Origin of the sequence: Burkholderia sp. AU38729 (assembly GCF_020419725.1) — a bacterium.
Lineage (GTDB): Bacteria > Pseudomonadota > Gammaproteobacteria > Burkholderiales > Burkholderiaceae > Burkholderia.
Window position 1 is genome coordinate 242,116 of record NZ_JAIZQO010000010.1, and the last position, 21,889, is coordinate 264,004.

The window sequence follows — 21,889 nt, forward strand, 5'->3', positions numbered from 1 at the left end:
GATGCGGCTCTATGAAAAGTACTTCGCGCGACAGATCTACGTCACGTTCGTCTTCATCCTGTTCGCGTTCTCGGGCCTGTTCTTCTTCTTCGACCTGATCAGCGAACTGAACTCGGTCGGGCACGGCAACTACAAGTTCGGCTACGCGGTGCTGCGCGTCGCGCTGCAGACCCCGTCGCGCTTCTACGAAATCATCCCGGTCGCCGCGCTGATCAGCGCGATCTACGTGTTCGCGCAGATGGCCGCGAACTCGGAATTCACGATCTTCCGCGTGTCGGGCCTCGCGACCAACCAGGCGCTGCGCTCGCTGCTGAAGATCGGCGTGCCGCTCGTGATCATCACCTACCTGATCGGCGAATTCGTCGGCCCGTACGCCGACCAGCTGTCCGAACGCGTGCGGCTGCAGGCGCTCGGCGCGTCGGTGTCGTCGAACTTCCAGTCGGGTGTGTGGGTGAAGGACACGCTCGCGGCCCGCGAGAACGGCGAGCAGGTCACGCGCTTCGTCAACGTCGGCAGCCTGTCGCCCGACTCGACGATCAGCAACGTGCGCATCTATGAATTCGATTCGAAATTCCAGCTGCGCAACGTGCGGATCGCGCAGACGGGCCGCTACGAGCCGCCCGGCCACTGGCTGCTGAAGGGCGTCAACGAAACCGAGCTGACGCCGATCAAGCCGATCAGCGGCCAGCCGGCCGACGCGCTGAACCCCGTGTACCGGTCGCAGCAGGTATCGCTGCCCGAATACCGGCTGCGCTCGGACCTGACGCCGCAGATCCTGTCGGTGCTGCTCGTGTCGCCGGATCGCATGTCGATCATCAACCTGTTCCGCTACATCCAGCATTTGCACGAGAACCAGCAGGACACGCAGCGCTACGACATCGCGTTGTGGCGCAAGCTGCTGTATCCGTTCGCGGTGTTCGTGATGCTCGTGCTGTCGCTGCCGTTCGCGTACCTGCACACGCGTGCGGGCGTGGTCGGCGTGAAGGTGTTCGGCGGCATCATGCTCGGCATGAGCTTCCAGCTCCTCAACACGCTGTTCTCGCACATCGGCACGTTGAACACGTGGCCCGCGCCGCTCACCGCGGCGACGCCGGGCCTGATCTATCTCGCGCTCGGCCTGTTCGCGCTCAAGTGGGTCGACCGGCACTGAGCGCCGCGTCACGACGGAGGCTTCGACATGAATTCGCACGGCATCGTCCTGTTCGGCCACGGCGCGCGTGACCCGCGCTGGGCCGAGCCGTTCGAGCGGCTCGCCGCGCGGCTGCGCGGCGCCCCCTCCCCCGCCGCACAGGTGTCGCTCGCGTTCCTCGAACTGATGACGCCGTCGCTCGGCGACGCGGTCGCCGCGCAAGTCGCGGCCGGCTGCACGCACATCACCGTGGTGCCCGTGTTCTTCGGCCAGGGCGGCCATGTCCGCCGCGACCTGCCGCAGCTCGTCGACGCGTGCCGCGCCGTGCATCCGGGTGTCGAGATCCGCTGCGCGACGGCCGTCGGCGAAGACGACGGCGTGCTCGACGCGATCGCGCGCTACTGCATCGACCAGATCGGCGACGGCGCGTAAATCACGCAGTCACGGCCCACAAAGAAAAAGCGCCGGCTTCCGCCAGCGCTTTTTTCGTTTGGGACCCCAGCCGGATTCCGCTCAGGCCGCATTTTGCAGCGCATCGCCCGCTTTCGCCTGCCCGGCGCGCTCGGCGAATGCATCGCCGATCATCAGCAGGCTCGGTTCCGCGGGATCGAGCCACGCCTGCGCGTCGCCCGCCGCCATCTGCGCGAGCGTCAGCGTCAGCGTGCGTTCGCGCGCGGTGCTGCACGCCTCGACGATCGCCACGGGTGTCGCCGGCGCACGGCCCGCGTCGATCAGCTCCTGCGCGATGCCGGGCGCGCTGTCGCGGCCCATGTAATAGACCATCGAATCGGCGCGCGCGGCTTCGCGAATCTCGTCGCTGCCCGGCGCGCGGCTGTGCGTCGCGAACGCGACGCTGCGCGATACGCCGCGCAACGTCAGCGAACGCTTCAGCGTCGCCGCCCCGGCCAGCGCCGCGGTGATGCCCGGCACGACCTCGTAGTCGATGCCGGCCGCTTCCAGCGCGCGCATCTCCTCTTCGGCACGACCGAACAGCATCGGGTCGCCGCCCTTCAGCCGCACGACGCACGCATGCTCGCGTGCCGCATCGACGATCTGCTTGTTGATGAAGTGCTGCGCGGTCGAGCGCTGCCCGCAGCGCTTGCCGACGGCGATCCGGCGCGCATTCGGCGCGTAGTCGAGCATCGCGGGCTCGACGAGCGCGTCATGCAGCACGACGTCCGCCTGCTCGAGCAGCCGCGCGCCGCGCACCGTGATGAGGTCGGCCGCGCCCGGCCCTGCTCCGATCAGATACACCTTGCCCATGTTTGTCGCTTCGCCTTCCAGCGGGCGTCGGCTCCGGCCCGCGCCGCCGCGAAGCGGCGCGGTTGCCCGGTCATGCCGAAAACGCCCGGATCATCCCTGCGGCGACCGTGTGATGCGTCGCCTCGTCGATCAGCACGAACGCACCGGTACCCGGATGCGCGTCGTACGTGTCGCACACGATCGGCTTCTGCAGCGTCAGCGCGACGCGGCCGATGTCGTTCATCTTCAGATCGTGACGGTCGGTCGCGTGCGACAGCGTGTGCACGTCGAGCACCTGCTTGACGCCGCCGATCTTCGCGAACACCGTGCTGGTGGTCTGCTTCAGCAGGTACTTGCGCTGCGGCGACAGCGGCGTCTCGTCGAACCAGCACAGATCGGCTTCGAGCTTCTTCGCCGGCTCGACCGGCTCGCCGGACGTGACGAACATGTCGCCGCGCGACACGTCGACGTCTTCCGCGAGGCGGATCGTCACGGTCTGGCCCGCGAATGCGTGCGGCACGGACGCGGTGCCGCCCGGCACCGGCGCGACGATCTCCGCGATCGTCGCCGTGCGGTTCGACGGCAGCACGACGATCTCGTCGCCGACCTTCACTTCGCCCGACTCGATCCGGCCCATGTAGCCGCGGAAATCGTCCGCCGAGCTGCCGTCCTGGCGCGCGACCCATTGCACCGGGAAGCGCAGCGCGTCATGCGCCTGCGTCTCGACCGGCAGCGATTCGAGCACGTCGAGCAGCGGCTCGCCCGCGTACCACGGCATGCGCTCGCTCGCGCCGACGATGTTGTCGCCCTTCAGCGCCGATACCGGCACGAAGCGCACGTCGCTCAGGCCAAGCTGCTTCGCGAGCGTGACGTATGCGTCGCGGATCTCGTTGAAGCGCGCTTCGCTGTAGTCGACGAGGTCCATCTTGTTGATCGCGACGATCACGTGCTGCAGCCCGAGCAGCTTGACGATCGCGCTGTGGCGCTTGGTCTGCGGCAGGAGTTGCACGACACCGTTTTCGACCGTGATGCGCGTCGCGTCGATCAACACGATCGCCGCGTGCGCGGTCGATGCGCCCGTCACCATGTTGCGCGTGTACTGCTCGTGGCCCGGCGTATCGGCGATGATGAACTTGCGCTTCGCGGTCGCGAAGTAGCGGTACGCGACGTCGATCGTGATGCCCTGCTCGCGCTCGGCTTCGAGGCCGTCGGTCAGCAGCGCGAGGTCGAGCTCGTCGCCGACCGTGCGCTTGTTCTTCGCACGCGACAGCGCGGACAACTGGTCGGACAGCACGGCCTTGCTGTCGTACAGCAGGCGGCCGATCAGCGTGCTCTTGCCGTCGTCGACGCTGCCTGCGGTAATGAAGCGCAGCACGCCGAGGTCTTCGGTGTTCTCGATGATGCTCATGATGTGAATGTCCTCGTGTGCTTCAGAAATAACCTTGCTTCTTGCGCTGTTCCATCGCGGCTTCGGAGGCCTGGTCGTCCATCCGGGTCGCGCCGCGCTCGGTGATCTCGGTCACCGCCGTCTCGGCGATGATCTTCTCGACGTCGTCCGCGTCGCTCTCGACCGGGCACGTGCAGGAAATGTCGCCGACCGTGCGGAAGCGCACCTGCGCGAGCTCGCTCGTCTCGCCGTCACGCATCGGCGTGAGCGGCGTGACGGGCACGAGCAGCCCGTTGCGGCGCACGATCTCGCGCTGGTGCGCGTAATAGATCGACGGCAGTTCGAGGTTTTCGCGCGCGATGTACTGCCACACGTCGAGCTCGGTCCAGTTCGAGATCGGGAACACGCGCAGGTGTTCGCCCTTGTGCAAGCGGGCGTTGTACAGGCTCCACAGTTCCGGGCGCTGCGCCTTCGGATCCCACTGGCCGAATTCGTCGCGGAACGAGAAGATGCGTTCCTTCGCACGCGCCTTCTCTTCGTCGCGGCGCGCGCCGCCGATCAGCGCCGTGTAGCCATGCTGCTCGATCGTCTCGAGCAACGTGACGGCCTGCGCGGCATTGCGCGAATCGGTTTCGCGGCGCAGCACGACCGTGCCGCGCTTGATCGAATCCTCGACGTGGCCGACGACCAGTTCGGCGCCGAGTTCTTGCGCGCGGCGATCGCGGAAGTCGATCACTTCTTCGTAGTTGTGGCCCGTATCGATGTGCACGAGCGGGAACGGCAGCGTCGTCTTGCGGTTCGCGCCGAGGCCGAATGCCTTCAGCGCCAGATGCAGCACGACGACCGAATCCTTGCCGCCCGAGAACAACAGCGCCGGCTTGCTGCATTCGGCGACCAGTTCGCGCAGGATGTGGATCGACTCGGCTTCGAGCCAGTCGAGGTGGCCCATGCGGTTGTCGGCACCGGCGGGCGGGGCAAAGGCGGATTGCTCGAGCGTCGTGCTCATGATTTCAGTCCTTCTCTTCTGGGTTCGTGCCGCCCGCTGTCGCAGGCGGCGCAATATTCAGTTTCTTGTCAGGCTTTCAGTGCGTGGCGCCGGCAGCGGCGTCCGCGGGAATCGGCGTGATCGTCGTGATGTGCAAGCCGCATTCCTTCGTATCGCGCGACTCCCACCACCAACGGCCCGCGCGGCTGTCCTCGCCGGGACGGATCGCCCGCGTACACGGCTCGCAGCCGATGCTCGGGTAGCCGCGCGCATGCAGCGGATTCACCGGCACGTCAAACGCCTCGAGGTACGCCCACACGTCGCTTTCCGTCCAGTCGGCGAGCGGGTTGTACTTCGCGATCCCGCGCGCTTCGTCCTGCTCTTCCTCGTGCAGCTCGGCACGCGTGACCGACTGCTCGCGGCGCTGGCCCGTGACCCATGCGCCGACGTCCGCGAGCGCGCGATTCAGCGGCTCGACCTTGCGGATGTGGCAGCACGACTTGCGCAGCTCGACGCTCTCGTAGAACGCGTTCAGGCCGTGCTCGGCGACATACTGGTCGACCGCGTCCTGCTGCGGATGGAACTGCTCGATCTCGTAGCCGTAGCGCTCGCGCACGCGGTCGATCATGCCGAGCGTTTCCGCGTGCAGGCGGCCCGTGTTCAGCGAGAAGATGCCGATCCGCACGCCCTTCGACAGGATCGCATGCGTCAGCAGCATGTCTTCCGCCGCGAGGCTGCTCGCGAACTTCACCTGCTCGTGACGGGCACCGATCTGCGCGAGCAGCGCGTCGAGGCGCTCGACCTTCGCGGCGAGTTCCGGCGTCAGCGCGGTAGCGGTCGCGGTGCTCATGCGCTCACCTTCGCGTCGGGCGTCGCGCCGCGGCGGCGGAACAGCGGTTCGGGCTGGTCGAACGCGCCCTGGTAACGCTGCGTGAATTCCGTGAACGCATTCAGCGCGTCGTGGATGTCCTTGTCGGCGCGCACCGCGTATGCGTCGAAGCCGCAACGCGACATGTACAGCAACTGGTCGCGCAGCACATCGCCGATCGCGCGCAGTTCGCCCGTCCAGCCGTGGCGCTCGCGCAGCAGGCGCGCGATGCTGTAGCCGCGGCCGTCCGCGAAGCGCGGGAACTCGACGGCGATCAGCGAAATCGCGCCGAAATCGGCCACGAGATCGGCCGGCTCGCTGTCCGGTGCGAGCCATACGCCGAGCTCGTCCTTCGTCTTCGCGGCGACGAGCGCCGCGCGCTCGGCCTGCCACAATGCGAACGGCACCAGCACCTTGCCGGCCGGCAACGCGTCGACCGCGGGCAGTGCGCCGTCTTCCGCCGCGCGCACGACCTGCCATGCATCGTCGATCACTGCGCGGTTCTTGATAATCGAAGCCATCTGCTAATTCCTTCTACCCGGTTGGTTACGCGTTCACTGCCTGGCGCGCCGCATACACGCGCTCCTTGAACGGCGCGATGCCGATGCGGTCGTACGTGTCGACGAAGCGCTCGCCGTCGACGCGCGATTCGACGAACGTGTCGATCAGCTTCGCGATCACGTCGGGCACTTCTTCCGCCGAGAACGACGGCCCGATCACGCGGCCGAGGCGCGCGCCGTTCCGGCCCGTGCCCTGCTCGCCGCCGAGCGACACCTGGTACCACTCGGCGCCGTCCTTGTCGACGCCGAGGATGCCGATGTTGCCGACGTGGTGGTGACCGCACGAGTTCATGCAACCGGAAATGTTCAACGACAGGTCGCCGAGGTCGTACACATAGTCGAGATCGTCGAAACGCTGCTGGATCGCCAGCGCGATCGGGATCGACTTCGCGTTCGCGAGCGAGCAGAAGTCGCCGCCCGGGCACGCGATGATGTCGGTCAGCAGGCCGATGTTCGGCGTCGCGAAACCGGCTGCCTTCGCCTTTTCCCACACCGCGAACAGGTCGCGCTTCTTCACGTTCGCGAGAATCAGGTTCTGCTCGTGCGACACGCGCAGCTCGCCGAACGAGTAAGCGTCGGCCCAGTCGGCCACCAGATCCATCTGCTGGTCGGTCGCGTCGCCCGGCGCGATACGGTGATCCTTCAGCGACAGCGTGACGGCGGCATAGCCTGACACCTTGTGCGGGGCGACGTTACGCTCGACCCAGCGCGCGAACGCCTTGTTCTCGAGCAGGTGCTGTTCGAACGATGCGTCGGTGTCGGCCAGCTTCTCGTAGACGGGCGGCTGGAAGTACTGCGACACGCGGTCGACTTCCGCCTGCGTGAGCGTCGACGGGCCGTCCTTCAGGTGCTGCCACTCTTCCTCGACCTGCTGCGCGAACTTCGCGGGCGACAGCGCCTTCACGAGGATCTTGATGCGCGCCTTGTATAGGTTGTCGCGGCGGCCGTAACGGTTGTACACGCGCAGTACGGCTTCGCAATAGGTGAGCAGGTGCTGCCACGGCAGGTCTTCCTTGATCACCGCGCCGATGATCGGCGTCCGGCCGAGGCCGCCGCCCGCGAGGATGCTCGCGACCACTTCGCCCTGCGCGTTCTTCTTCAGGTACACGCCGAGGTCGTGGATCTGCACGGCCGCACGGTCGTCCTTCGAGCCCGACACCGCGATCTTGAACTTGCGCGGCAGCCAGGCGAATTCGGGATGGAACGTCGACCACTGGCGCAGGATTTCCGACCACGGACGCGGATCGATCTCTTCGTCCTGCGCGACGCCGGCGAACTGGTCGGCCGTGATGTTGCGGATGCAGTTGCCCGACGTCTGGATGCCGTGCATCTGCACCGACGCGAGCTTCGCGAGGATCTCGGGCGTTTCTTCCAGCTTGATCCAGTTGAACTGGATGTTCGAGCGGGTCGAGAAGTGACCGTAGCCGCGGTCGTGTTCGCGGGCGATGCGCGCCAGCATCCGGAGCTGGTCGCTGCGCAGGTTGCCGTACGGAATCGCGATGCGGTGCATGTACGCGTGGCGCTGCATGTAGAGGCCGTTCTGCAGGCGCAGCGGACGGAACTCGTCTTCGCTCAACTCGCCCGACAGCCGGCGGCGCACCTGATCGCGGTACTGCGCGACACGCTCGTCGACGATCGTCTGGTCGTATTGGTCGTACTGATACATTCGGGGACCCCAGGGTTTTCGTGGTGACCGCGCGACGTCCTAGCCACGTCGCGCCCGAATCTCCGTTCCGCCGCTATCGCCGGCCTTCCGCTGCCCGGCTGGATTGCTAATGACGAAAACAGATATCCATATTTGAAAAACTCCGGTGAATCGTAATAAACTCGCCTTATATTTCAAACGACTAAAAAATTCTGTTGATATGCGGAAGGGTTATAAATGAACCTGCACCAATTTCGCTTCGTGCGCGAGGCCGTCCGGCAGAATTTCAATCTCACCGAGGCCGCCAAGGCGCTCTACACGTCGCAACCGGGGGTATCGAAGGCGATCATCGAGCTCGAGGACGAGCTGGGCGTGGAGATCTTCACGCGGCACGGCAAGCGCGTGCGCTCGCTCACCGAGCCGGGCCGGATCATCCTCGCGTCGGTCGAGCGGATTCTCCAGGAGGTTGAAAGCCTTAAAAGGGTCGGGAAGGATTATGCCGCGCAGGATCAGGGCAACCTGACCATCGCCGCGACCCACACGCAGGCCCGCTACTCGCTGCCGGCCGCGATCGCCGAGTTCAAGAAGCGCTTCCCGAAGGTCCACCTGTCGATCCTGCAGGGCAGCCCGACGCAGGTGGCCGAGATGGTGATCCACGACCAGGCCGATCTCGCGATCGCGACCGAGGCGATCTCCGATTACAAGGAACTCGTGTCGCTGCCCTGCTTCCAGTGGCACCACGCGGCCGTCGTGCCGGCCGACCATCCGCTGCTCGAACGCAAGCCGGTCACGCTCGACGATCTCGCGCAGTACCCGCTGATCACGTACGACGATGCGTTCGCGGGCCGCAAGAAGATCAACCATGCGTTCGCGCTGCGCGGGCTGTCGCCGGACATCGTGCTCGAGGCGATCGACGCCGACGTGATCAAGACCTACGTCGAGCTCGGCCTCGGCGTCGGCATCATGGCCGACATCGCGTTCAATCCCGAGCGCGACCGCGGCCTGCGGCTGATCCCGGTCGGCCACCTGTTCGGCAGCAACGTGACGCGCGTCGCGCTCAAGCAGGGCGCCTACCTGCGCAGCTATGTGTATACGCTGGTCGAACTGCTGTCGCCGACGCTGAACCGCAAGCTGATCGAGCAGGCGCTCAAGGGCGAATCCGAATCGTACGAACTCTGAGCGGCGTGTATAAACACGGGGGCGTCCATCGCGCCCCTTTTTGCTGTCCGACGGAGAATTCCGCATGACGCTTCCCGCCCTGTTGCGCCGCGCCACTGCCGGCGCCCTCGTGCTGGCCTGCGCCGCCGCGCATGCCGACCTGAAGGTCGGCGTCGACCTGTCGTCGACCGGCCCGGCCGCCGCGATCGGCATCACGAGCAAGAACGCGATCCTGATGTGGCCGAAGACGATCGCCGGGCAGCCCGTGCAGGTAACGGTGCTCGACGACGCATCCGACCCGGGCACCGCGGTGCGCAACATCCGCAAGCTGGTCGACGAGGATCATGTCGACGTCGTGGTCGGGCCGAACATCACGCCGGCCGCGCTCGCGGCGCTCGACGCGGTGGCCGCCGGGCAGACGCCGATGATCACGCTGGTCGGCTCGGGCGCGATCGTCGAGCCGCAGGAAGGCGCGCGGACCTGGGCGTTCAAGATGGCGCAGAGCGACCGCGCGATGGCCGACGTGATGACGCGCCATATGGCGAACCACGGCGTGAAGACGGTCGGCTTCATCGGCTTCGCGGACAGCTACGGCGACAGCTGGCTGAACGAGTTCACGCGCTTCGCGGACCTGCGCAAGATCCGCGTGGTCGCGACCGAGCGCTTCAACCGCACCGACGCGAGCGTCACGGGCCAGGCGCTGAAGCTGATCGCAGCGAAACCCGACGCGATCCTGATCGCGGGCTCGGGCACGCCGGCCGTGCTGCCGCAGCGCACGCTGATCGAGCGCGGCTACAAGGGCCCGGTCTACCAGACGCACGGGATCGCGACACCGGAATTCATCAAGCTCGGCGGCAAGGATGTCGACGGGACGCTGTTCCCGACCCAGCCGGTGGTCGTCGCGCGCACGCTGCCGGCCGATCATCCGGCCCGCAAGGCCGCGCTCGCGTTCGTCGACGCGTACGAAGCGAAGTACGGCGCCGGCACGGTCACGCAGTTCGCGGGCGACGCGGCGGGCGTCTACCCGCGCCTCGCCGACGCGGTCGGCCGCGCGCTGAAGGCCGCGCAGCCCGGCACGCCCGCGTTTCGCGCGGCGCTGCGGCGCGAGCTGGAACGCGCGCACGAGCTCGTCGTGCCGAACGGTGTCGTCAACACGAGCGACAAGGATCATGTGGGACTCGACCAGCGCGCAAGCGTGATGGGGATCGTCAAGCAGGGCCGATTCGTCTACCTCAGTCAGTGACGTGCACGGCCCGCAACCGGGCAGCTTGCCCGGCAGCGGGATTTCGGACATAATCCGCGTTTCGCCGCGCACCATCGCATGCGCGGCCAGGATCAAGCCCAGGTGGTGAAATTGGTAGACGCAGGGGACTCAAAATCCCCCGCCGCAAGGCGTGCCGGTTCGATTCCGGCCCTGGGCACCAGCATTCTCGCAGCGTGAAGCGCTGCGCCTGCCGACACCCGCGCAAGGTCGCCGCTTCGCGGGTTTTTTGTTTTTGCCGCCCGCGCCGCAACGCGTGCCCCGCGCAACAGTCCAAGCGTCATGAGGATGCGCGGCACGGAGGCACGCCATGTCCATGCGCCCGATTTCATTTCCGCTCTGCCGCCGCGCGCTCGCCGTGGCGCTGTCGCTCATGCTGACCGGCTGCGACATTCTGACCGCGCCGCCGGTGCCCGACTGGCCGGGCCCGCACGCGCCCTACCCGTTCCCGGACAGCATTCCGCATCGCACCGAATGAATGGACGGGAAAGCCGCCGTCGGCACGCCGAGCCGAGTTCAGGCTCGGGCTCAGGCCATCAACGCCCGCACGAAGTCGAGAAACACGCGCACCTTCGCGGAAACGAGGTTGGACGCGTGGTGATACGCGTAGAGCGGAAACGTCTCGTCCGCCCATTCCGGCAGCAGCAGCACCAGCCGCCCGTCGGCAAGGATGTCGCGCGCATAGAGTTCCAGCAGCTGGGCAATCCCCGCGCCGCCGAGGCACGCGCCGAGCAGCATGCCCGTATCGTTGACCATCAGCCGGCCGGCGGCATCGAACGGCATCACCTCCTTGCCGCGATGGAATTCCCATTCGAACGGCCGCCCCGTCACCGGATCGCGGATCAGCACGCAGCGATGCCCGCTCGCGAGATCCCGCGGGTGCCGCGGTTCGCCATGGCGCGCGACATAGGCCGCCGACGCGCAGGTCAGCACGCGCGTTTCCAGCAGCAGCCGCGCACGGTATGACGACGGGTCCGGAATGCCGAACCTCACCGCCACGTCGAACCCGTCGGCGACGAGGTCGCCCATCCGGTCGCGCACGCTGATCTCGACGGACAGGTCGGGAAAGCGGTCGAGAAACTCCGCCATCTTCGGCGCCAGCACGTAGTGGCCGAAAGTCGCGTCGACGTTGACGCGCAGCCGCCCCCTGACACGCGCCTTCGACTGGCCGGCGTCGATCGCCGCGTCCTCGATGCCGGCCAGCAGCGGCGCGACCGCTTCATAGAAACGCCGCCCTTCGTCGGTCAGCGTGATCGCACGGGCCGTGCGGTTGAAGATCCGGATGCCGACGCGCTCCTCCAGCCGGGCGACGGCACGGCTCACCGCGGGCTGCGTCAACCCCATCGCCTCGCCGGCGCGCGCGAAGGTGCCGGCCTCGATCACCGCCGAGAGCACGCCGATCCCGCTCAAAAGCCTGCTGTCGAATGCCATAAGACATACTTTCAGTCATTCTTGATCTGATCATTATTCATTATTTTTATTGATCGAGGGAGCCTACATTAGTCCTGTCGCCGGAACGCACGGCACTCACGAACCAAGGAGCAGGACATGAGCACATCGGAACAGGTCGCCCTCGTCACGGGCTCGTCGCGCGGCATCGGTGCGGAAATCGCCCGCCGTCTCGCCCGCGACGGTTTCAGCGTCGTCGTGAACTATGCCGGCGGCGCCGGCCCCGCGCAGGACGTGGTCGACGCGATCGTCGCCGACGGCGGCCATGCTATCGCGGTGCAGGCGAACGTCGCCGATCCGGCGGCCGTGGTCGCGCTGTTCGACGCCGCAAAACAAGCATTCGGCGGTCTGGATGTGGTGGTCAACTCCGCGGGCGTGATGAAGCTGGCGACCATCGCCGACTGCGACGATGCGCTCTTCGACGAAACGATCACCATCAACGTGAAAGGCACGTTCAACGTCTGCCGCGAAGCGGCCAGGCGGGTGCGCGACGGCGGACGCATCATCAACCTGTCGACCAGCGTGATCGGCATGCGCATGCCGACTTACGGTGTGTACGTCGCCAGCAAGGCGGCGGTCGAAAGCCTGACGCAGGTGCTCGCGCAGGAGATGCGCGGCCGCGGCATCAGCGTGAACGCCGTCGCGCCGGGGCCGGTCGCGACAGAGTTGTTCCTGCAGGGCAAGAGCCCCGAACTCGTCGATCGGCTCGCGAAGCTGAATCCGCTGGAGCGGCTCGGCCAGCCCGCCGACATCGCCAGCGTCGTCGCGTTCCTCGCCGGCCCCGACGGCGCGTGGGTCAACGGCCAGGTCCTGCGCGCAAACGGCGGCATGTGCTGACCGGCCACCTGCCATGCCCACCGCTTACCGGAGATCGATCATGAAGGAAGTCATTCTCGTCACGGGCGCGTCCAGCGGCTTCGGCCTGTTGACGGCCCAGGCGCTCGCCCGCGCCGGCCATACCGTCTACGCATCGATGCGCGACAGCACCGGCCGCAACGCGCCGCGCGTCACCGCCATCGCCGCCTACGCGCAGGAACACGGCGTCGACCTGCGCACCGTCGAGCTCGACGTCGGCGACGACGCGTCCGTTGGCGCCGCCATCGATCGCGTGATCGCGGACACCGGCCGCCTCGACGTCATCGTCCACAACGCCGGCCACATGGTGTTCGGCCCGGCCGAAGCGTTCACGCCCGAGCAGATCGGCGAGCTCTACGACATCAACGTCGTGTCGACCCAGCGCGTCAACCGCGCGGCGCTGCCGCACTTGCGCCGCCAGGGGCGCGGGCTGCTCGTCTGGGTGTCGTCGTCGTCCGCGCGCGGCGGTACGCCGCCGTTCCTCGCACCCTACTTCGCCGCGAAAGCCGCGATGGATTCGCTCGCGGTGTCCTATGCGGCCGAACTGGCCCGCTGGGGGATCGAGACGTCGATCGTCGTGCCGGGCGCCTTCACCCAGGGCACGAATCACTTCGCCCACGCAGGCAAGCCGGCCGATGCGGCCATTCAGGCCGCCTACGTCGACGGCCCCTATGCGGGTGTCGCCGAACAGGCGCTTCAAGGCCTCGCCGCGCTCGAACCGGCGGACGCCGATGCCGGCACCGTCGCGACAGCCATTGCCGGCATCGTCGCCGCCCCGGCCGGCAAGCGCCCGTACCGCGTGTTCGTCGATCCGTCGCAGGACGGCGCGGAGGAAGTGTTCCGCGTCGGCGACCGGATTCGCCGCGAGATGTTCAGGAACCTCGGCCTCGCCGACCTGCTCGCGGCCCGCGTCGGCGGCTGATCCACCGTGCGCCGGCCACGCCGGTGCGCCTCAGCCTGGCTCGCAGAACCCGAGGATCGCGTCGGCGATTGCCGCCGGCGCCTCGCGCTGCGGAAAGTGGCCGACGCCGTCCAGCACCTGCCGCGCGTAGCGCCCCGCAAAGAACCGCTCGCGCCCGGCCGAGCTGTCCGGATGATTGCAGGTGTCCGCGCCGCCGTGCAGCACGAGCGTCGGCAACGCCAGCACCGGCGCGGGATTCAGCCGCGCATCGTCGTCGGCATAGGCCGGCGTGCCCGGTGCGAATCCCCATCGATGCCGGTACGAATGCAGCACGACGTCGATCCAGTCGGGCCCGTCGAACGCGGCGGCGGCCGCGTCGAAATCGCTGTCGCGATACCAGCCCGGCGGCGACCATGTATCCCACATCAGGCGGGCAAACGCGCGACGATCGTCGCGCAACGCCTGCTCGCCGCGCGGCGTCGCCATGAACCAGTGATACCAGTAGTTGCGCGCCTGCTGCAGCGACAGCGGCTGCCCCGGATCGTTGGTGCCGTACCCGACCGACAGCATCACGAGATGCGATGCGGCGCCTTCGCGCAGCCCGCACGCGTTCGCGGCCGCCCGCGCGCCCCAGTCGTGCCCGACCAGCACGGGCCGCTCGATGCCGAGCGCATCGACGAAGTCGAGCAGGTCGCGCCCGAGCGCCGCGAGCTGGCCGCTGCGCGGCACGGATGCATCGCGAAAGCGGGTCGGCGCAAAACCGCGCAGCGCGGGCGCGAGCACGCGGTAGCCGTGCGCGGCGAGCAAATCCGCGACCGCGTCCCAGCCGACCGGGCTGTCCGGCCAGCCGTGCAGCAGCACGGCCACGCGCTCGCCGCGCGGGTTCCATTCGAGATAGGCAAGGTCGAGCGACGCGGTCGTCGCATGCGCATAGGTCGTCATCGTGCACTCCGTTGGGTGGATCCGAGTGCACGATGGTAGGCCGGCCTTTCATCACGATTCACGGAGTATCATGGTTCATTCTTCGAGTATCGCGTTGAATTGATCCATGAAACCGCTGACCGATCCCGCGTCGACCTCGCTCGACATCACGCTGCTGCGCACCTTCCTCGAAGTCGTCGACAGCCGTGGATTCGCGCCGGCCGCGGAACGGCTCGCGCTGACGCCATCCGCCGTCAGTGGCCACATCAAGCGGCTCGAACAGGCGGCCGGTACGGTGCTGCTCGCGCGCACCACCCGTCGCATCGCGCTCACACCGGCCGGCGACACGCTGTACGCGTACGCACGCAACATCGTCGACATGGAGCGCGACGTGCGCGCAAGGCTGCGCGGCGCGCCGGCGCACGGGCCGCTGCGGGTCGGCGCATCGGAGGATTTCGCGGGTGCGTGGCTGCCGCACGTGCTTCGCACGTTCCGCGACCGCCACCCGCGCACGTCGATCGAGCTGAAGGTCGGGATCACCGCGTCGCTGCTGCGCGAGCAGACGCTCGGCCGGCTCGACGTCGTGTTCGGCAAGCAGTGCCGGCAGGTCGACACGCCGGGCGAACTGCTGTGGGAAGAACCGCTCGTGTGGGCGTTCGCGTCGGATCGCACGCTCGACGCCGGCGACGACGTGCCGCTCGCGCTGTTTCCGCAGCCATGCGTCTATCGCGAAGCCGCCGTGGCGGCACTCGCCGCCGCGCTGCGGCCGTTCCGCGTGCTGTTCGAGAGCAGCAGCATGGCCGGCTGCGTGTCGGCCGCGCTCGCGGGCTTCGCGGTCACCGCGCTGGCGCGCAGCCAGTTGCGCGACGGCTTGCGCGAATGCGGCCCGCAGGACGGCCTGCCGGCGCTGCCGGCCGCGCGTTTCTACGCATTCGCGGCGAAACCGGACGGCGCCGCCGCGGCGTTGATCGATGCGGTGCGGGAAACCGGGCGCAGCCGGCAGTTCGCGGCGCCGCCCGGCTGAAACAGGCACGACGGCACGTGACGCGATCCGGCCGTGCCGGTCAGTCGCCCTCCGTCTCCTCCCCGCCATGCGTCAGCGCGCTCGCCATCAGTTCCCCGAACCATTCGATGAAGGCATTGAGCCGGCGCGAACGATGGCGCCGGTGCGGGTACACGGCCGACACGTCCATCGGTGCGGCGCGGTGGCCGGGCATCACGTCGACGAGTGCGCCGCTGTCGAGCAGATGCTGGACGTCGAAGCGCGGAATCTGGATCAGCCCCATCCCGGCGATGCAGCTGGCGATATAGGTTTCGGCATTGTTGACGATCACCCGGCTCGGCAGCATGAGCGTGTGCCGCTGGCCGTCCGTGCAGTATTCCCAGTCGAGTTCGCGCCCGGTCGTCGGCGACGCATAGCCGATCGCCCAGTGTCCGTGCGCGAGCGCATCCGGATGCTCGGGCACGCCGCATTCGCGCAGGTAGTCGGGGCTCGCGCAATTGATCAGCGTGAACTGTCCGAGCGGCCGAACGACGAGGCTGCTGTCGGCAAGCCGCCCGACGCGGATCGCGCAGTCGACGCCCTCCTGCACCAGGTCGATCGAACGATCGGTCGAGCCGAGCGACAGTTGCAGCTTCGGATAACGGTGAAACAGCGACGGCAGCGCGGGCGCCACCATGCGGCGCGCGATCCGGCTCGGCACGTCGACGTTCAGCCGGCCGATCACGTCGCGGTCGCGGCGGCGGAACAGGCGGTCGAGTTCGTCGGCCTCCGCGAGCAGGCGCCGGCCGCGTTCGAGCAGCAGCGCGCCGTCGGCGGTCAGCTGCACCTGGCGTGTCGTGCGGTGCAAGAGGCGCGTGCCGAGCCCCGTCTCCAGTTGCTGGACGGCCGCCGACACGGTCGCGCGCGGCACGTCGAGCGCATGCGCGGCCTTGATGAAGCTGCCCATCTCGGCAACCTGCAGGAAGATTCTGACCTGATCCAGCTTGTCCATCGGCGGGGAACGTAGGTTCGGACGAACGCCGCCGCCAGCCGTCGCACGTCGCGGCCAGGGTCGGCGGCACAGAGAAAACGGGCACGCAGCCGCGAAGCCGCGCGCCCGTCCATTGTCCACGCAAACGCGCCATTGCGGTGCGCCGCGCGGCCCGTTGCCGGGCCGGTTACTTGGTCGTGTAGCCGCCGTTGATCAGGATCGTCTGGCCCGTGATCCACCAGCCGTCGGTGACGAGATGGCGGATGAACGGCACGACGTCCTCGATGTCGGTCAGGCCCGTCTTGCTGAACGGCGACAGCGCGGCCGCCGTCTTGTGGTACGCGACCGCATCGGCGCCCTCGGCCGGGTAGAAGAACGGCGTGTCCATCGGCCCCGGCCCGACGGCCGTCACCGAGATCCCGCGCGCGCCGTACTCCTTCGACGCCGCGCGCGTGAAATGCTCGACCGGCGCCTTCGACCCTTCGTACGCCGCATAGAACGGCGTGAACGCGCCGAGCAGCGACGTCACGAGCGTGACGAGCTTGCCGTGATCCTCGAGGTGCCGCCCCGCTTCCTTGATGAAGAAGAACGCCGACTTGCTGTTGACCGCGAACATCTCGTCGTACTCGGCCTCGCTGATCTCGGTGAACGGCTTCTTCAGCACCTTGCCGACCGTGTTGATCGCGATGTCGATCTTGCCGAAGCGCTGCTTCGCGTCGTCGAACAGCTTCTCGACCGCGGCGGCCGTCGTCAGGTCGCCCTGGAACGTAGCCGCTTCCGCGCCGGCCGCACGCACCGCGGCGGCCGTCTCCTCGGCTTGCGCCTGCGACGCCGCGCTGTTGTAGTGAATCGCCACGGCCTTCGCACCGTGGCTCGCCAGATCCCGCGCGATCAGGCCGCCGAGATTCTTTGCGCCGCCTGCGATCAGGACGACCTTGTCTGCGAGCGTATGAGTTGCCACGGTTGACTCCTTTTCTCGTTGAACGAAGCTTGGAGTGTAGGCACGCGCGACGCGCCGGTCAGCCGGGCAACGCTGGATGGATTATCCAGAAAAACGATCCAATCGAAGCGCGGGTGTGCAGCCTGCCGCACCGACAACCGCGCCGGAATCCGCCCTCGATCGATTGACGCCTATCCCGGCGCCCGCTCAGCGCGCATACAGCGTCGCGTCGATCTTGCCGAGCAGCCACTGCATGCCGGCCAGGTGCTGCTGGTCGTGGCTGCACAGGTAGTGGACGAGCCCGCGCACGGTCAGCGAACCGTAGCCGTCGAATTCCCCGGTGCGTGCGAGCTGTTCGGGCGTGAGACGCGACACGAGGTCCAGCGTCTCGCGCCGCGCTTCGCGGATCGCCGCCAGCACGTCGGACGCATACGCATCGTTGTAGCGGCGCTCGATCGCGAGTGCGTCGCCGTCGATCGACACGAGCAGCGGCCGGTCTTCGTCGAGCATCCGCCGCAGCCGCACGTGATAGCCGTCGATCTCGATGTCGCGCACATGGCAGAGCTGCCCGAGCGGCGAAAAATGCTCGCTTGGAATCCCGGCCCAGTCATCGGGCGTCCAGCGCGCGTAGCCGTCGGGGACGGCCGCGAAATGCGCTTCGAGCTGACGGGGGAAATCGGCGAGTGCGTCGAGCGTCGTCGGATTCATGCGGGACTCCCTGTCGGATAGGGGCGACGGCAGCCCTGGGACGGGCCTGCCGCCACCGTTGCGTCACTTCACGCTGAAGCCGTACGCGCCCTGCGTGCGGTGCCCGTCGGCCGCGACGGCCACCCATTTCACCGTATAGGCGCCGGTGCCGGCCGCCGTGAGCGGCACCGACATCCGCTTGCGATTCGACGCGTCGATGCGCGCACGGCCGTCCGACACCGTCTTGCCGTCGCCGTCGACGACGACGATCGAGCTGAACGCCGGCTCCAGCGGCTCGGTGAAGTCGATCGTGACGGCGGCCGGTGCGGCAGCCACCGACGCGCCCGCCGCCGGATCGCTCTTCGCGAGGTGCGCGTGCGCGAACGCGGCCGACGAGACGGTCGCGGCAACGATGACGGCAGCGGCGTGGCGGCCGAACGGGAACGAAGCAAAAGGCATGGACTTTCCGTGAAGAATGAACGGGCGCCGCGCCCCGCGCGGCGTACCGGCAGCTTACCAGCGCATGCACGTTCATGCCGGTCGCGCGCCGTCGCTTGATAGAATGCGCGCGCTATGGATCTCGAAAGCATTCTCTACACCCAGGGCTTCGGCTCGCGCCGCCAGTGCCGCGGCCTGATCGAAGCCGGCCGCGTCAGCGTGGCGGGCGCCCGCGCGACCGACCCCGACGCCGCGTTCGATACCGACGGCCTCGTGTTCTCGGTCGACGATACGGCGTGGCCGTTCCACGCACGCGCCTATCTCGCGCTCAACAAGCCGGCCGGCTACGAGTGCTCACGCGACCCGCAACACCACGCAAGCGTGTTCAGCCTGCTGCCTGCGCCGCTCGTCGCGCGTGGCGTGCAGTGCGTCGGGCGTCTCGACCAGGACACGACGGGCCTGCTGCTGCTGTCCGACGACGGCCAGTTCGTGCACGCGTACACGTCGCCGAAGCGCAAGGTGCCGAAGACCTACGTGGCAACCGTGCGCCACCCGCTCGACGACACGCAGCTGAACACGCTGCGCACCGGCGTGCAGTTGCACGGCGAGCCGAAGCCGATCGCGGCGGTCGCCGCCGACGCGCGCGACCCGCACGCACTCGCGCTGACCGTCCTCGAAGGCAAGTATCACCAGGTCAAGCGCATGGTCGCGGCGGCGAGCAATCGCGTCGAAGCGCTGCATCGCGAAAGCATCGGCGGCTTCACGCTGCCGGACGATCTCGCGCCCGGCGCGTGGCGCTGGCTCGATGACGCCGACCTTTCGGCGCTGCGCAATACCGTCAAAACCCTGTAAGGGAAAATCCGCACGACCGTTCGACGTTCGACCGCATCTCGGCCGCATGTTCCCCCGCTATACTGAAATCACAAGCTGTACGAGCAGCGATGCAGGGGAGACATCATGAGCAACCATACTTTTGAACTGTCGTACGTGATGATCGCGTTCGCGGTCGTCGGGGTCATCGTGATCGGCGGCCTGCTGGCCACGATGCACCGGAAGCACAAATATCATCCGAACCTGATTGGCGCGCTGATCGGCGCGTTGCTGTGCTTCCTGCTGATCGAGGCGTTACCGGCGCTCACCTGACGCGCTGCCCGGCGCGAGCGTTTGAAGGAAATCATCTACGGTCGGATAGCGCAACGTCACGCACAATTCGGCCTTGAGCCGTGCGTTGGACAGGCGCCGCGACTCGCGCATGAACGACAGCAGTGTCGGTTCGAGCTGACGCTCGGCGTCCGCGCGGCTGACGCGCGGCGGCCTCGGCAGGCCGAGCACCTGCGCGACCCGGTCGAAATACTCCCCCATCCGCAGTTCGCTGTCGTCCGACGCGTGCACGGCGCGCGCCGGCTTGCCGCGTTCGGCCGCGCGGCGCAGGATCGCCGCGAGATCGTCCGCGTGGATGTGGTTCGTGTAGACGTCGTCGGCCGGTTCGAGCGCCGGCGTGCCGCGCTCGAGCCGTGCGACCGGCAGACGGTTCGCCGCGTAGATCCCGGGAATCCGCACGATGCGCGCGGACAGCACGCCGCGCACCGTCGCCGCACGCAGTTGCCGCTCGGCCGACACGCGCCGGAACGCGCGCGGATTCGCGGGGCGCAGCGGCTGCGTCTCGTCGATGCGCGCGCCGCCGCAATCGCCGTAAACGCCCGTCGTACTGGCGTAGACGAGCCTCGGCGCACGAAGGCCGTCGGGTACAATACGCGCTGCCCGAACGGGCGCGCCGGCCTGTCGGGTAGCGGTGCGCAGCGTTCGGAGCCGGCCGACCGCCGAGGCCGGCGGCACCGGTGGCCGTCGCGCAGGCACGGTCGTTGCGGCGATCAGCGCACGCGTGCGCCGGTCGTCGCGGCCATCGGACTGCGGCGGTGCGAGATGCAGGATCGTGCGGGCCAGGCCCGCGAGGCGGCCAAGCGTCGCCCGGCGATCGAGGTTGCCGACGATCGGCGTTGCACCCGCGGCGCGCAGTTCGTCGCGACGGGCCGGATGGCTCGTCAGCGCGAAGATCCGCAGGTTGCGGCGCGCGTCGCGCCATTGCGCGACGCAGCGCATGCCGACGTCGCCGCAGCCGACGATCAGTGCGCGCGGCCGGCGCAGGATTCGAGTCGCGATCATGTTGGTTGCGAAATCAGTAGCCACCGTTGCGCGACGCGCAACGGGTTTGCATTGTAGCTGCCGTGCCCGACATGCACGGTCCCCCCATTTTGTTCTAGTTTGGTTCTATGGCATTCAACGTCACTCTCAAGCAAAGCGGCCGGCAATTCCAGGTCGAGTCGGATGAAACCGTGCTGGCGGCCGCGCTGCGCCAGAACGTCCATCTGCCGTACGGCTGCAAGAACGGCGCGTGCGGCTCGTGCAAGGGCCAGATCGTGTCGGGCCAGATCGAACAGGGCCCGCACGCCGCGTCGGCGTTGTCCAACGACGAGCGCACCCGCGGCCTCGCGCTGCTGTGCTGCTCGAAGGCACAGTGCGATCTCGAAATCGACGTGCGTGAAATCGCCGGCGTCGACGGCGTGCAGGTCAAGAAGCTGCCGTGCCGGATCGCCGCGCTCGAGCGCAAGGCCGACGACGTGATGGTCGTGAAGCTACAGCTCCCCGCCAACGAACGCCTGCAGTATCTCGCGGGCCAGTACGTCGAGTTCATCCTGAAGGACGGCTCGCGCCGCAGCTACTCGATGGCGAGCGCGCCGCACGAGGAAGGCCCGGTCGAGCTCCACATCCGCCACATGCCGGGCGGCAAGTTCACCGACCACGTGTTCGGCGCGATGAAGGAGCGCGACATCCTGCGCTTCGAAGGCCCGCTCGGCACGTTCTTCCTGCGCGAGGATTCCGACAAGCCGATCGTGCTGCTCGCATCGGGCACCGGCTTCGCGCCGATCAAGGCGATCATCGAGCACGTGAAGCACACGGGCATCACGCGCCCGATGACGCTCTACTGGGGCGCACGCCGCAAGAAGGACATCTACCTCGGCGAACTGGCCGAGCAGTGGGCACGCGAGATCCCGAACTTCAAGTACGTGCCGGTGCTCTCCGAGCCGGACGCCGGCGATCAGTGGACGGGCCGCACCGGCTTCGTCCATCGCGCGGTGATCGAGGATCTGCCCGACCTGTCGGGCCACCAGGTGTACGCGTGCGGCGCGCCGGTGATGGTCGAATCCGCGCAGCGCGACTTCACGCAGCACCACGCGCTGCCGGCCGACGAGTTCTACGCGGACTCGTTCACGAGCGCCGCCGATCTCGCGCATCCGGTCTGAGGCCCGCGCACCCGCGTGCGGCACTGCGCGCCGCGATGTCACATCCGTGGCATCGCGGCGGTTTACAGTGACGCGCGGGATGCCTTATGCTTGCGCACATGAACTGCTTCCTGTCCGCCCTTCGACGTCGCCGCTCGCCGCTCCGCCCGGATGCCGCAGGCTCGTCACGGACTCGCGCGTAACCCACA

24 protein-coding genes and 1 tRNA gene are annotated in these 21,889 nt (G+C 67.9%); 12 read left to right on the top strand and 13 right to left on the bottom strand.

What is annotated here, in order from left to right:
- The first annotated feature begins 1 nt into the window (after position 1).
- Together lptG and LGM56_RS26175 are read left to right on the top strand one after the other, a co-directional pair.
- Positions 2 to 1,150 carry an LPS export ABC transporter permease LptG gene (gene lptG, locus LGM56_RS26170; RefSeq protein ID WP_124583051.1) on the top strand — a complete coding sequence of 383 codons (1,149 nt, stop codon included), beginning with the start codon at positions 2 to 4 and terminating at the stop codon, positions 1,148 to 1,150.
- Positions 1,151 to 1,177: 27 nt separating this feature from the next.
- On the top strand, positions 1,178 to 1,561 hold the full coding sequence (locus LGM56_RS26175; RefSeq protein ID WP_226207130.1) for a sirohydrochlorin chelatase: 384 nt from the start codon (positions 1,178 to 1,180) through the stop codon (positions 1,559 to 1,561).
- 81 nt (positions 1,562 to 1,642) lie between these two features.
- Here LGM56_RS26175 and cobA read toward each other — a convergent pair whose 3' ends face one another.
- From cobA to LGM56_RS26205, 6 genes are all read right to left on the bottom strand, one after another.
- Positions 1,643 to 2,392 (bottom strand): uroporphyrinogen-III C-methyltransferase, encoded by a 750-nt coding sequence (gene cobA, locus LGM56_RS26180; RefSeq protein WP_226207131.1) that lies wholly within the window; start codon positions 2,390 to 2,392, stop codon positions 1,643 to 1,645.
- A gap of 70 nt (positions 2,393 to 2,462) precedes the next feature.
- Positions 2,463 to 3,779, bottom strand: a complete 1,317-nt coding sequence (locus LGM56_RS26185; protein ID WP_226207132.1) for a sulfate adenylyltransferase subunit 1 — start codon at positions 3,777 to 3,779, stop codon at positions 2,463 to 2,465.
- 22 nt (positions 3,780 to 3,801) lie between these two features.
- Positions 3,802 to 4,764: a sulfate adenylyltransferase subunit CysD gene (gene cysD, locus LGM56_RS26190; protein ID WP_034192618.1), complete on the bottom strand. Its 963-nt coding sequence runs from the start codon at positions 4,762 to 4,764 to the stop codon at positions 3,802 to 3,804.
- A gap of 76 nt (positions 4,765 to 4,840) precedes the next feature.
- Positions 4,841 to 5,593 (bottom strand): phosphoadenylyl-sulfate reductase, encoded by a 753-nt coding sequence (locus tag LGM56_RS26195; protein ID WP_226207133.1) that lies wholly within the window; start codon positions 5,591 to 5,593, stop codon positions 4,841 to 4,843.
- A complete protein-coding gene (locus tag LGM56_RS26200) occupies positions 5,590 to 6,132 on the bottom strand; it encodes a DUF934 domain-containing protein (protein ID WP_089495449.1) in 543 nt (180 codons plus the stop codon). The genes LGM56_RS26195 and LGM56_RS26200 overlap by 4 nt, the downstream gene beginning before the upstream one ends.
- Positions 6,133 to 6,157: 25 nt before the next feature.
- Positions 6,158 to 7,837, bottom strand: coding sequence for a nitrite/sulfite reductase (locus LGM56_RS26205; RefSeq protein ID WP_089495450.1), 1,680 nt, complete (start codon positions 7,835 to 7,837; stop codon positions 6,158 to 6,160).
- 216 nt (positions 7,838 to 8,053) lie between these two features.
- Between LGM56_RS26205 and LGM56_RS26210 the strand changes: the two genes are divergently transcribed.
- The 4 genes from LGM56_RS26210 to LGM56_RS26225 all read left to right on the top strand — a co-directional run bounded on the left by LGM56_RS26210 (position 8,054) and on the right by LGM56_RS26225 (position 10,713).
- Positions 8,054 to 8,995, top strand: coding sequence for a CysB family HTH-type transcriptional regulator (locus LGM56_RS26210; RefSeq protein ID WP_027785173.1), 942 nt, complete (start codon positions 8,054 to 8,056; stop codon positions 8,993 to 8,995).
- Positions 8,996 to 9,059: 64 nt separating this feature from the next.
- The gene (locus tag LGM56_RS26215) at positions 9,060 to 10,217 is read left to right on the top strand and encodes an ABC transporter substrate-binding protein (RefSeq protein WP_089440826.1); all 1,158 of its coding nucleotides are present in this window, start codon (positions 9,060 to 9,062) and stop codon (positions 10,215 to 10,217) included.
- Between the two features lie 96 nt (positions 10,218 to 10,313).
- Positions 10,314 to 10,398 (top strand) — tRNA-Leu (locus LGM56_RS26220).
- A gap of 147 nt (positions 10,399 to 10,545) precedes the next feature.
- Entirely contained in the window at positions 10,546 to 10,713 is a 168-nt protein-coding gene (locus LGM56_RS26225) for a hypothetical protein (protein ID WP_226207134.1), read from the top strand.
- Positions 10,714 to 10,763: 50 nt separating this feature from the next.
- On the opposite strand, the gene LGM56_RS26230 is transcribed toward LGM56_RS26225, so the two are convergent.
- On the bottom strand, positions 10,764 to 11,666 hold the full coding sequence (locus tag LGM56_RS26230; protein ID WP_226207135.1) for a LysR family transcriptional regulator: 903 nt from the start codon (positions 11,664 to 11,666) through the stop codon (positions 10,764 to 10,766).
- Positions 11,667 to 11,783: 117 nt separating this feature from the next.
- Here LGM56_RS26230 and LGM56_RS26235 point away from each other — a divergent pair, with 117 nt between their 5' ends.
- Positions 11,784 to 12,521, top strand: coding sequence for an SDR family oxidoreductase (locus LGM56_RS26235; RefSeq protein ID WP_089495464.1), 738 nt, complete (start codon positions 11,784 to 11,786; stop codon positions 12,519 to 12,521).
- 40 nt (positions 12,522 to 12,561) lie between these two features.
- Positions 12,562 to 13,461, top strand: coding sequence for an SDR family oxidoreductase (locus LGM56_RS26240; protein WP_089495465.1), 900 nt, complete (start codon positions 12,562 to 12,564; stop codon positions 13,459 to 13,461).
- A 30-nt stretch (positions 13,462 to 13,491) separates the two neighbouring features.
- Here LGM56_RS26240 and LGM56_RS26245 read toward each other — a convergent pair whose 3' ends face one another.
- Positions 13,492 to 14,382 carry an alpha/beta fold hydrolase gene (locus LGM56_RS26245; protein WP_226207136.1) on the bottom strand — a complete coding sequence of 297 codons (891 nt, stop codon included), beginning with the start codon at positions 14,380 to 14,382 and terminating at the stop codon, positions 13,492 to 13,494.
- Between the two features lie 106 nt (positions 14,383 to 14,488).
- Here LGM56_RS26245 and LGM56_RS26250 point away from each other — a divergent pair, with 106 nt between their 5' ends.
- Entirely contained in the window at positions 14,489 to 15,385 is an 897-nt protein-coding gene (locus LGM56_RS26250; RefSeq protein ID WP_226207138.1) for a LysR family transcriptional regulator, read from the top strand.
- 40 nt (positions 15,386 to 15,425) lie between these two features.
- Here the strand turns inward: LGM56_RS26250 and LGM56_RS26255 are convergent, their stop codons facing one another.
- The 4 genes from LGM56_RS26255 to copC all read right to left on the bottom strand — a co-directional run bounded on the left by LGM56_RS26255 (position 15,426) and on the right by copC (position 18,420).
- Positions 15,426 to 16,355: a LysR family transcriptional regulator gene (locus tag LGM56_RS26255; protein ID WP_226207139.1), complete on the bottom strand. Its 930-nt coding sequence runs from the start codon at positions 16,353 to 16,355 to the stop codon at positions 15,426 to 15,428.
- A gap of 166 nt (positions 16,356 to 16,521) precedes the next feature.
- Positions 16,522 to 17,295: an SDR family oxidoreductase gene (locus LGM56_RS26260; protein WP_039368119.1), complete on the bottom strand. Its 774-nt coding sequence runs from the start codon at positions 17,293 to 17,295 to the stop codon at positions 16,522 to 16,524.
- Positions 17,296 to 17,481: 186 nt separating this feature from the next.
- Positions 17,482 to 17,982: a DinB family protein gene (locus LGM56_RS26265; protein ID WP_124583108.1), complete on the bottom strand. Its 501-nt coding sequence runs from the start codon at positions 17,980 to 17,982 to the stop codon at positions 17,482 to 17,484.
- A gap of 63 nt (positions 17,983 to 18,045) precedes the next feature.
- The gene (gene copC, locus LGM56_RS26270) at positions 18,046 to 18,420 is read right to left on the bottom strand and encodes a copper homeostasis periplasmic binding protein CopC (protein WP_226207140.1); all 375 of its coding nucleotides are present in this window, start codon (positions 18,418 to 18,420) and stop codon (positions 18,046 to 18,048) included.
- Positions 18,421 to 18,534: 114 nt separating this feature from the next.
- Between copC and LGM56_RS26275 the strand changes: the two genes are divergently transcribed.
- Together LGM56_RS26275 and LGM56_RS26280 are read left to right on the top strand one after the other, a co-directional pair.
- On the top strand, positions 18,535 to 19,251 hold the full coding sequence (locus LGM56_RS26275; RefSeq protein ID WP_089495471.1) for a pseudouridine synthase: 717 nt from the start codon (positions 18,535 to 18,537) through the stop codon (positions 19,249 to 19,251).
- A gap of 102 nt (positions 19,252 to 19,353) precedes the next feature.
- On the top strand, positions 19,354 to 19,542 hold the full coding sequence (locus tag LGM56_RS26280) for a hypothetical protein (protein WP_089495472.1): 189 nt from the start codon (positions 19,354 to 19,356) through the stop codon (positions 19,540 to 19,542).
- On the opposite strand, the gene LGM56_RS26285 is transcribed toward LGM56_RS26280, so the two are convergent.
- On the bottom strand, positions 19,525 to 20,562 hold the full coding sequence (locus tag LGM56_RS26285; RefSeq protein ID WP_089495473.1) for an NAD-dependent epimerase/dehydratase family protein: 1,038 nt from the start codon (positions 20,560 to 20,562) through the stop codon (positions 19,525 to 19,527). The genes LGM56_RS26280 and LGM56_RS26285 overlap by 18 nt on opposite strands.
- A 107-nt stretch (positions 20,563 to 20,669) precedes the next feature.
- Between LGM56_RS26285 and LGM56_RS26290 the strand changes: the two genes are divergently transcribed.
- Complete coding sequence (locus LGM56_RS26290) at positions 20,670 to 21,701, top strand: CDP-6-deoxy-delta-3,4-glucoseen reductase (protein WP_089495474.1); 1,032 nt, start codon at positions 20,670 to 20,672, stop codon at positions 21,699 to 21,701.
- Positions 21,702 to 21,889: the final 188 nt, after the last annotated feature.

What these genes read in the sequence shown, in the direction of transcription:
- lptG (WP_124583051.1), top strand. Translation starts at nt 2, where the DNA reads ATGCGGCTCTATGAAAAGTACTTCGCGCGACAGATCTACGTCACGTTC.
- LGM56_RS26175 (WP_226207130.1), top strand. Translation starts at nt 1,178, where the DNA reads ATGAATTCGCACGGCATCGTCCTGTTCGGCCACGGCGCGCGTGACCCG.
- cobA (WP_226207131.1), bottom strand. Translation starts at nt 2,392, where the DNA reads ATGGGCAAGGTGTATCTGATCGGAGCAGGGCCGGGCGCGGCCGACCTC.
- LGM56_RS26185 (WP_226207132.1), bottom strand. Translation starts at nt 3,779, where the DNA reads ATGAGCATCATCGAGAACACCGAAGACCTCGGCGTGCTGCGCTTCATT.
- cysD (WP_034192618.1), bottom strand. Translation starts at nt 4,764, where the DNA reads ATGAGCACGACGCTCGAGCAATCCGCCTTTGCCCCGCCCGCCGGTGCC.
- LGM56_RS26195 (WP_226207133.1), bottom strand. Translation starts at nt 5,593, where the DNA reads ATGAGCACCGCGACCGCTACCGCGCTGACGCCGGAACTCGCCGCGAAG.
- LGM56_RS26200 (WP_089495449.1), bottom strand. Translation starts at nt 6,132, where the DNA reads ATGGCTTCGATTATCAAGAACCGCGCAGTGATCGACGATGCATGGCAG.
- LGM56_RS26205 (WP_089495450.1), bottom strand. Translation starts at nt 7,837, where the DNA reads ATGTATCAGTACGACCAATACGACCAGACGATCGTCGACGAGCGTGTC.
- LGM56_RS26210 (WP_027785173.1), top strand. Translation starts at nt 8,054, where the DNA reads ATGAACCTGCACCAATTTCGCTTCGTGCGCGAGGCCGTCCGGCAGAAT.
- LGM56_RS26215 (WP_089440826.1), top strand. Translation starts at nt 9,060, where the DNA reads ATGACGCTTCCCGCCCTGTTGCGCCGCGCCACTGCCGGCGCCCTCGTG.
- LGM56_RS26225 (WP_226207134.1), top strand. Translation starts at nt 10,546, where the DNA reads ATGTCCATGCGCCCGATTTCATTTCCGCTCTGCCGCCGCGCGCTCGCC.
- LGM56_RS26230 (WP_226207135.1), bottom strand. Translation starts at nt 11,666, where the DNA reads ATGGCATTCGACAGCAGGCTTTTGAGCGGGATCGGCGTGCTCTCGGCG.
- LGM56_RS26235 (WP_089495464.1), top strand. Translation starts at nt 11,784, where the DNA reads ATGAGCACATCGGAACAGGTCGCCCTCGTCACGGGCTCGTCGCGCGGC.
- LGM56_RS26240 (WP_089495465.1), top strand. Translation starts at nt 12,562, where the DNA reads ATGAAGGAAGTCATTCTCGTCACGGGCGCGTCCAGCGGCTTCGGCCTG.
- LGM56_RS26245 (WP_226207136.1), bottom strand. Translation starts at nt 14,382, where the DNA reads ATGACGACCTATGCGCATGCGACGACCGCGTCGCTCGACCTTGCCTAT.
- LGM56_RS26250 (WP_226207138.1), top strand. Translation starts at nt 14,489, where the DNA reads ATGAAACCGCTGACCGATCCCGCGTCGACCTCGCTCGACATCACGCTG.
- LGM56_RS26255 (WP_226207139.1), bottom strand. Translation starts at nt 16,355, where the DNA reads ATGGACAAGCTGGATCAGGTCAGAATCTTCCTGCAGGTTGCCGAGATG.
- LGM56_RS26265 (WP_124583108.1), bottom strand. Translation starts at nt 17,982, where the DNA reads ATGAATCCGACGACGCTCGACGCACTCGCCGATTTCCCCCGTCAGCTC.
- copC (WP_226207140.1), bottom strand. Translation starts at nt 18,420, where the DNA reads ATGCCTTTTGCTTCGTTCCCGTTCGGCCGCCACGCCGCTGCCGTCATC.
- LGM56_RS26275 (WP_089495471.1), top strand. Translation starts at nt 18,535, where the DNA reads ATGGATCTCGAAAGCATTCTCTACACCCAGGGCTTCGGCTCGCGCCGC.
- LGM56_RS26285 (WP_089495473.1), bottom strand. Translation starts at nt 20,562, where the DNA reads ATGATCGCGACTCGAATCCTGCGCCGGCCGCGCGCACTGATCGTCGGC.
- LGM56_RS26290 (WP_089495474.1), top strand. Translation starts at nt 20,670, where the DNA reads ATGGCATTCAACGTCACTCTCAAGCAAAGCGGCCGGCAATTCCAGGTC.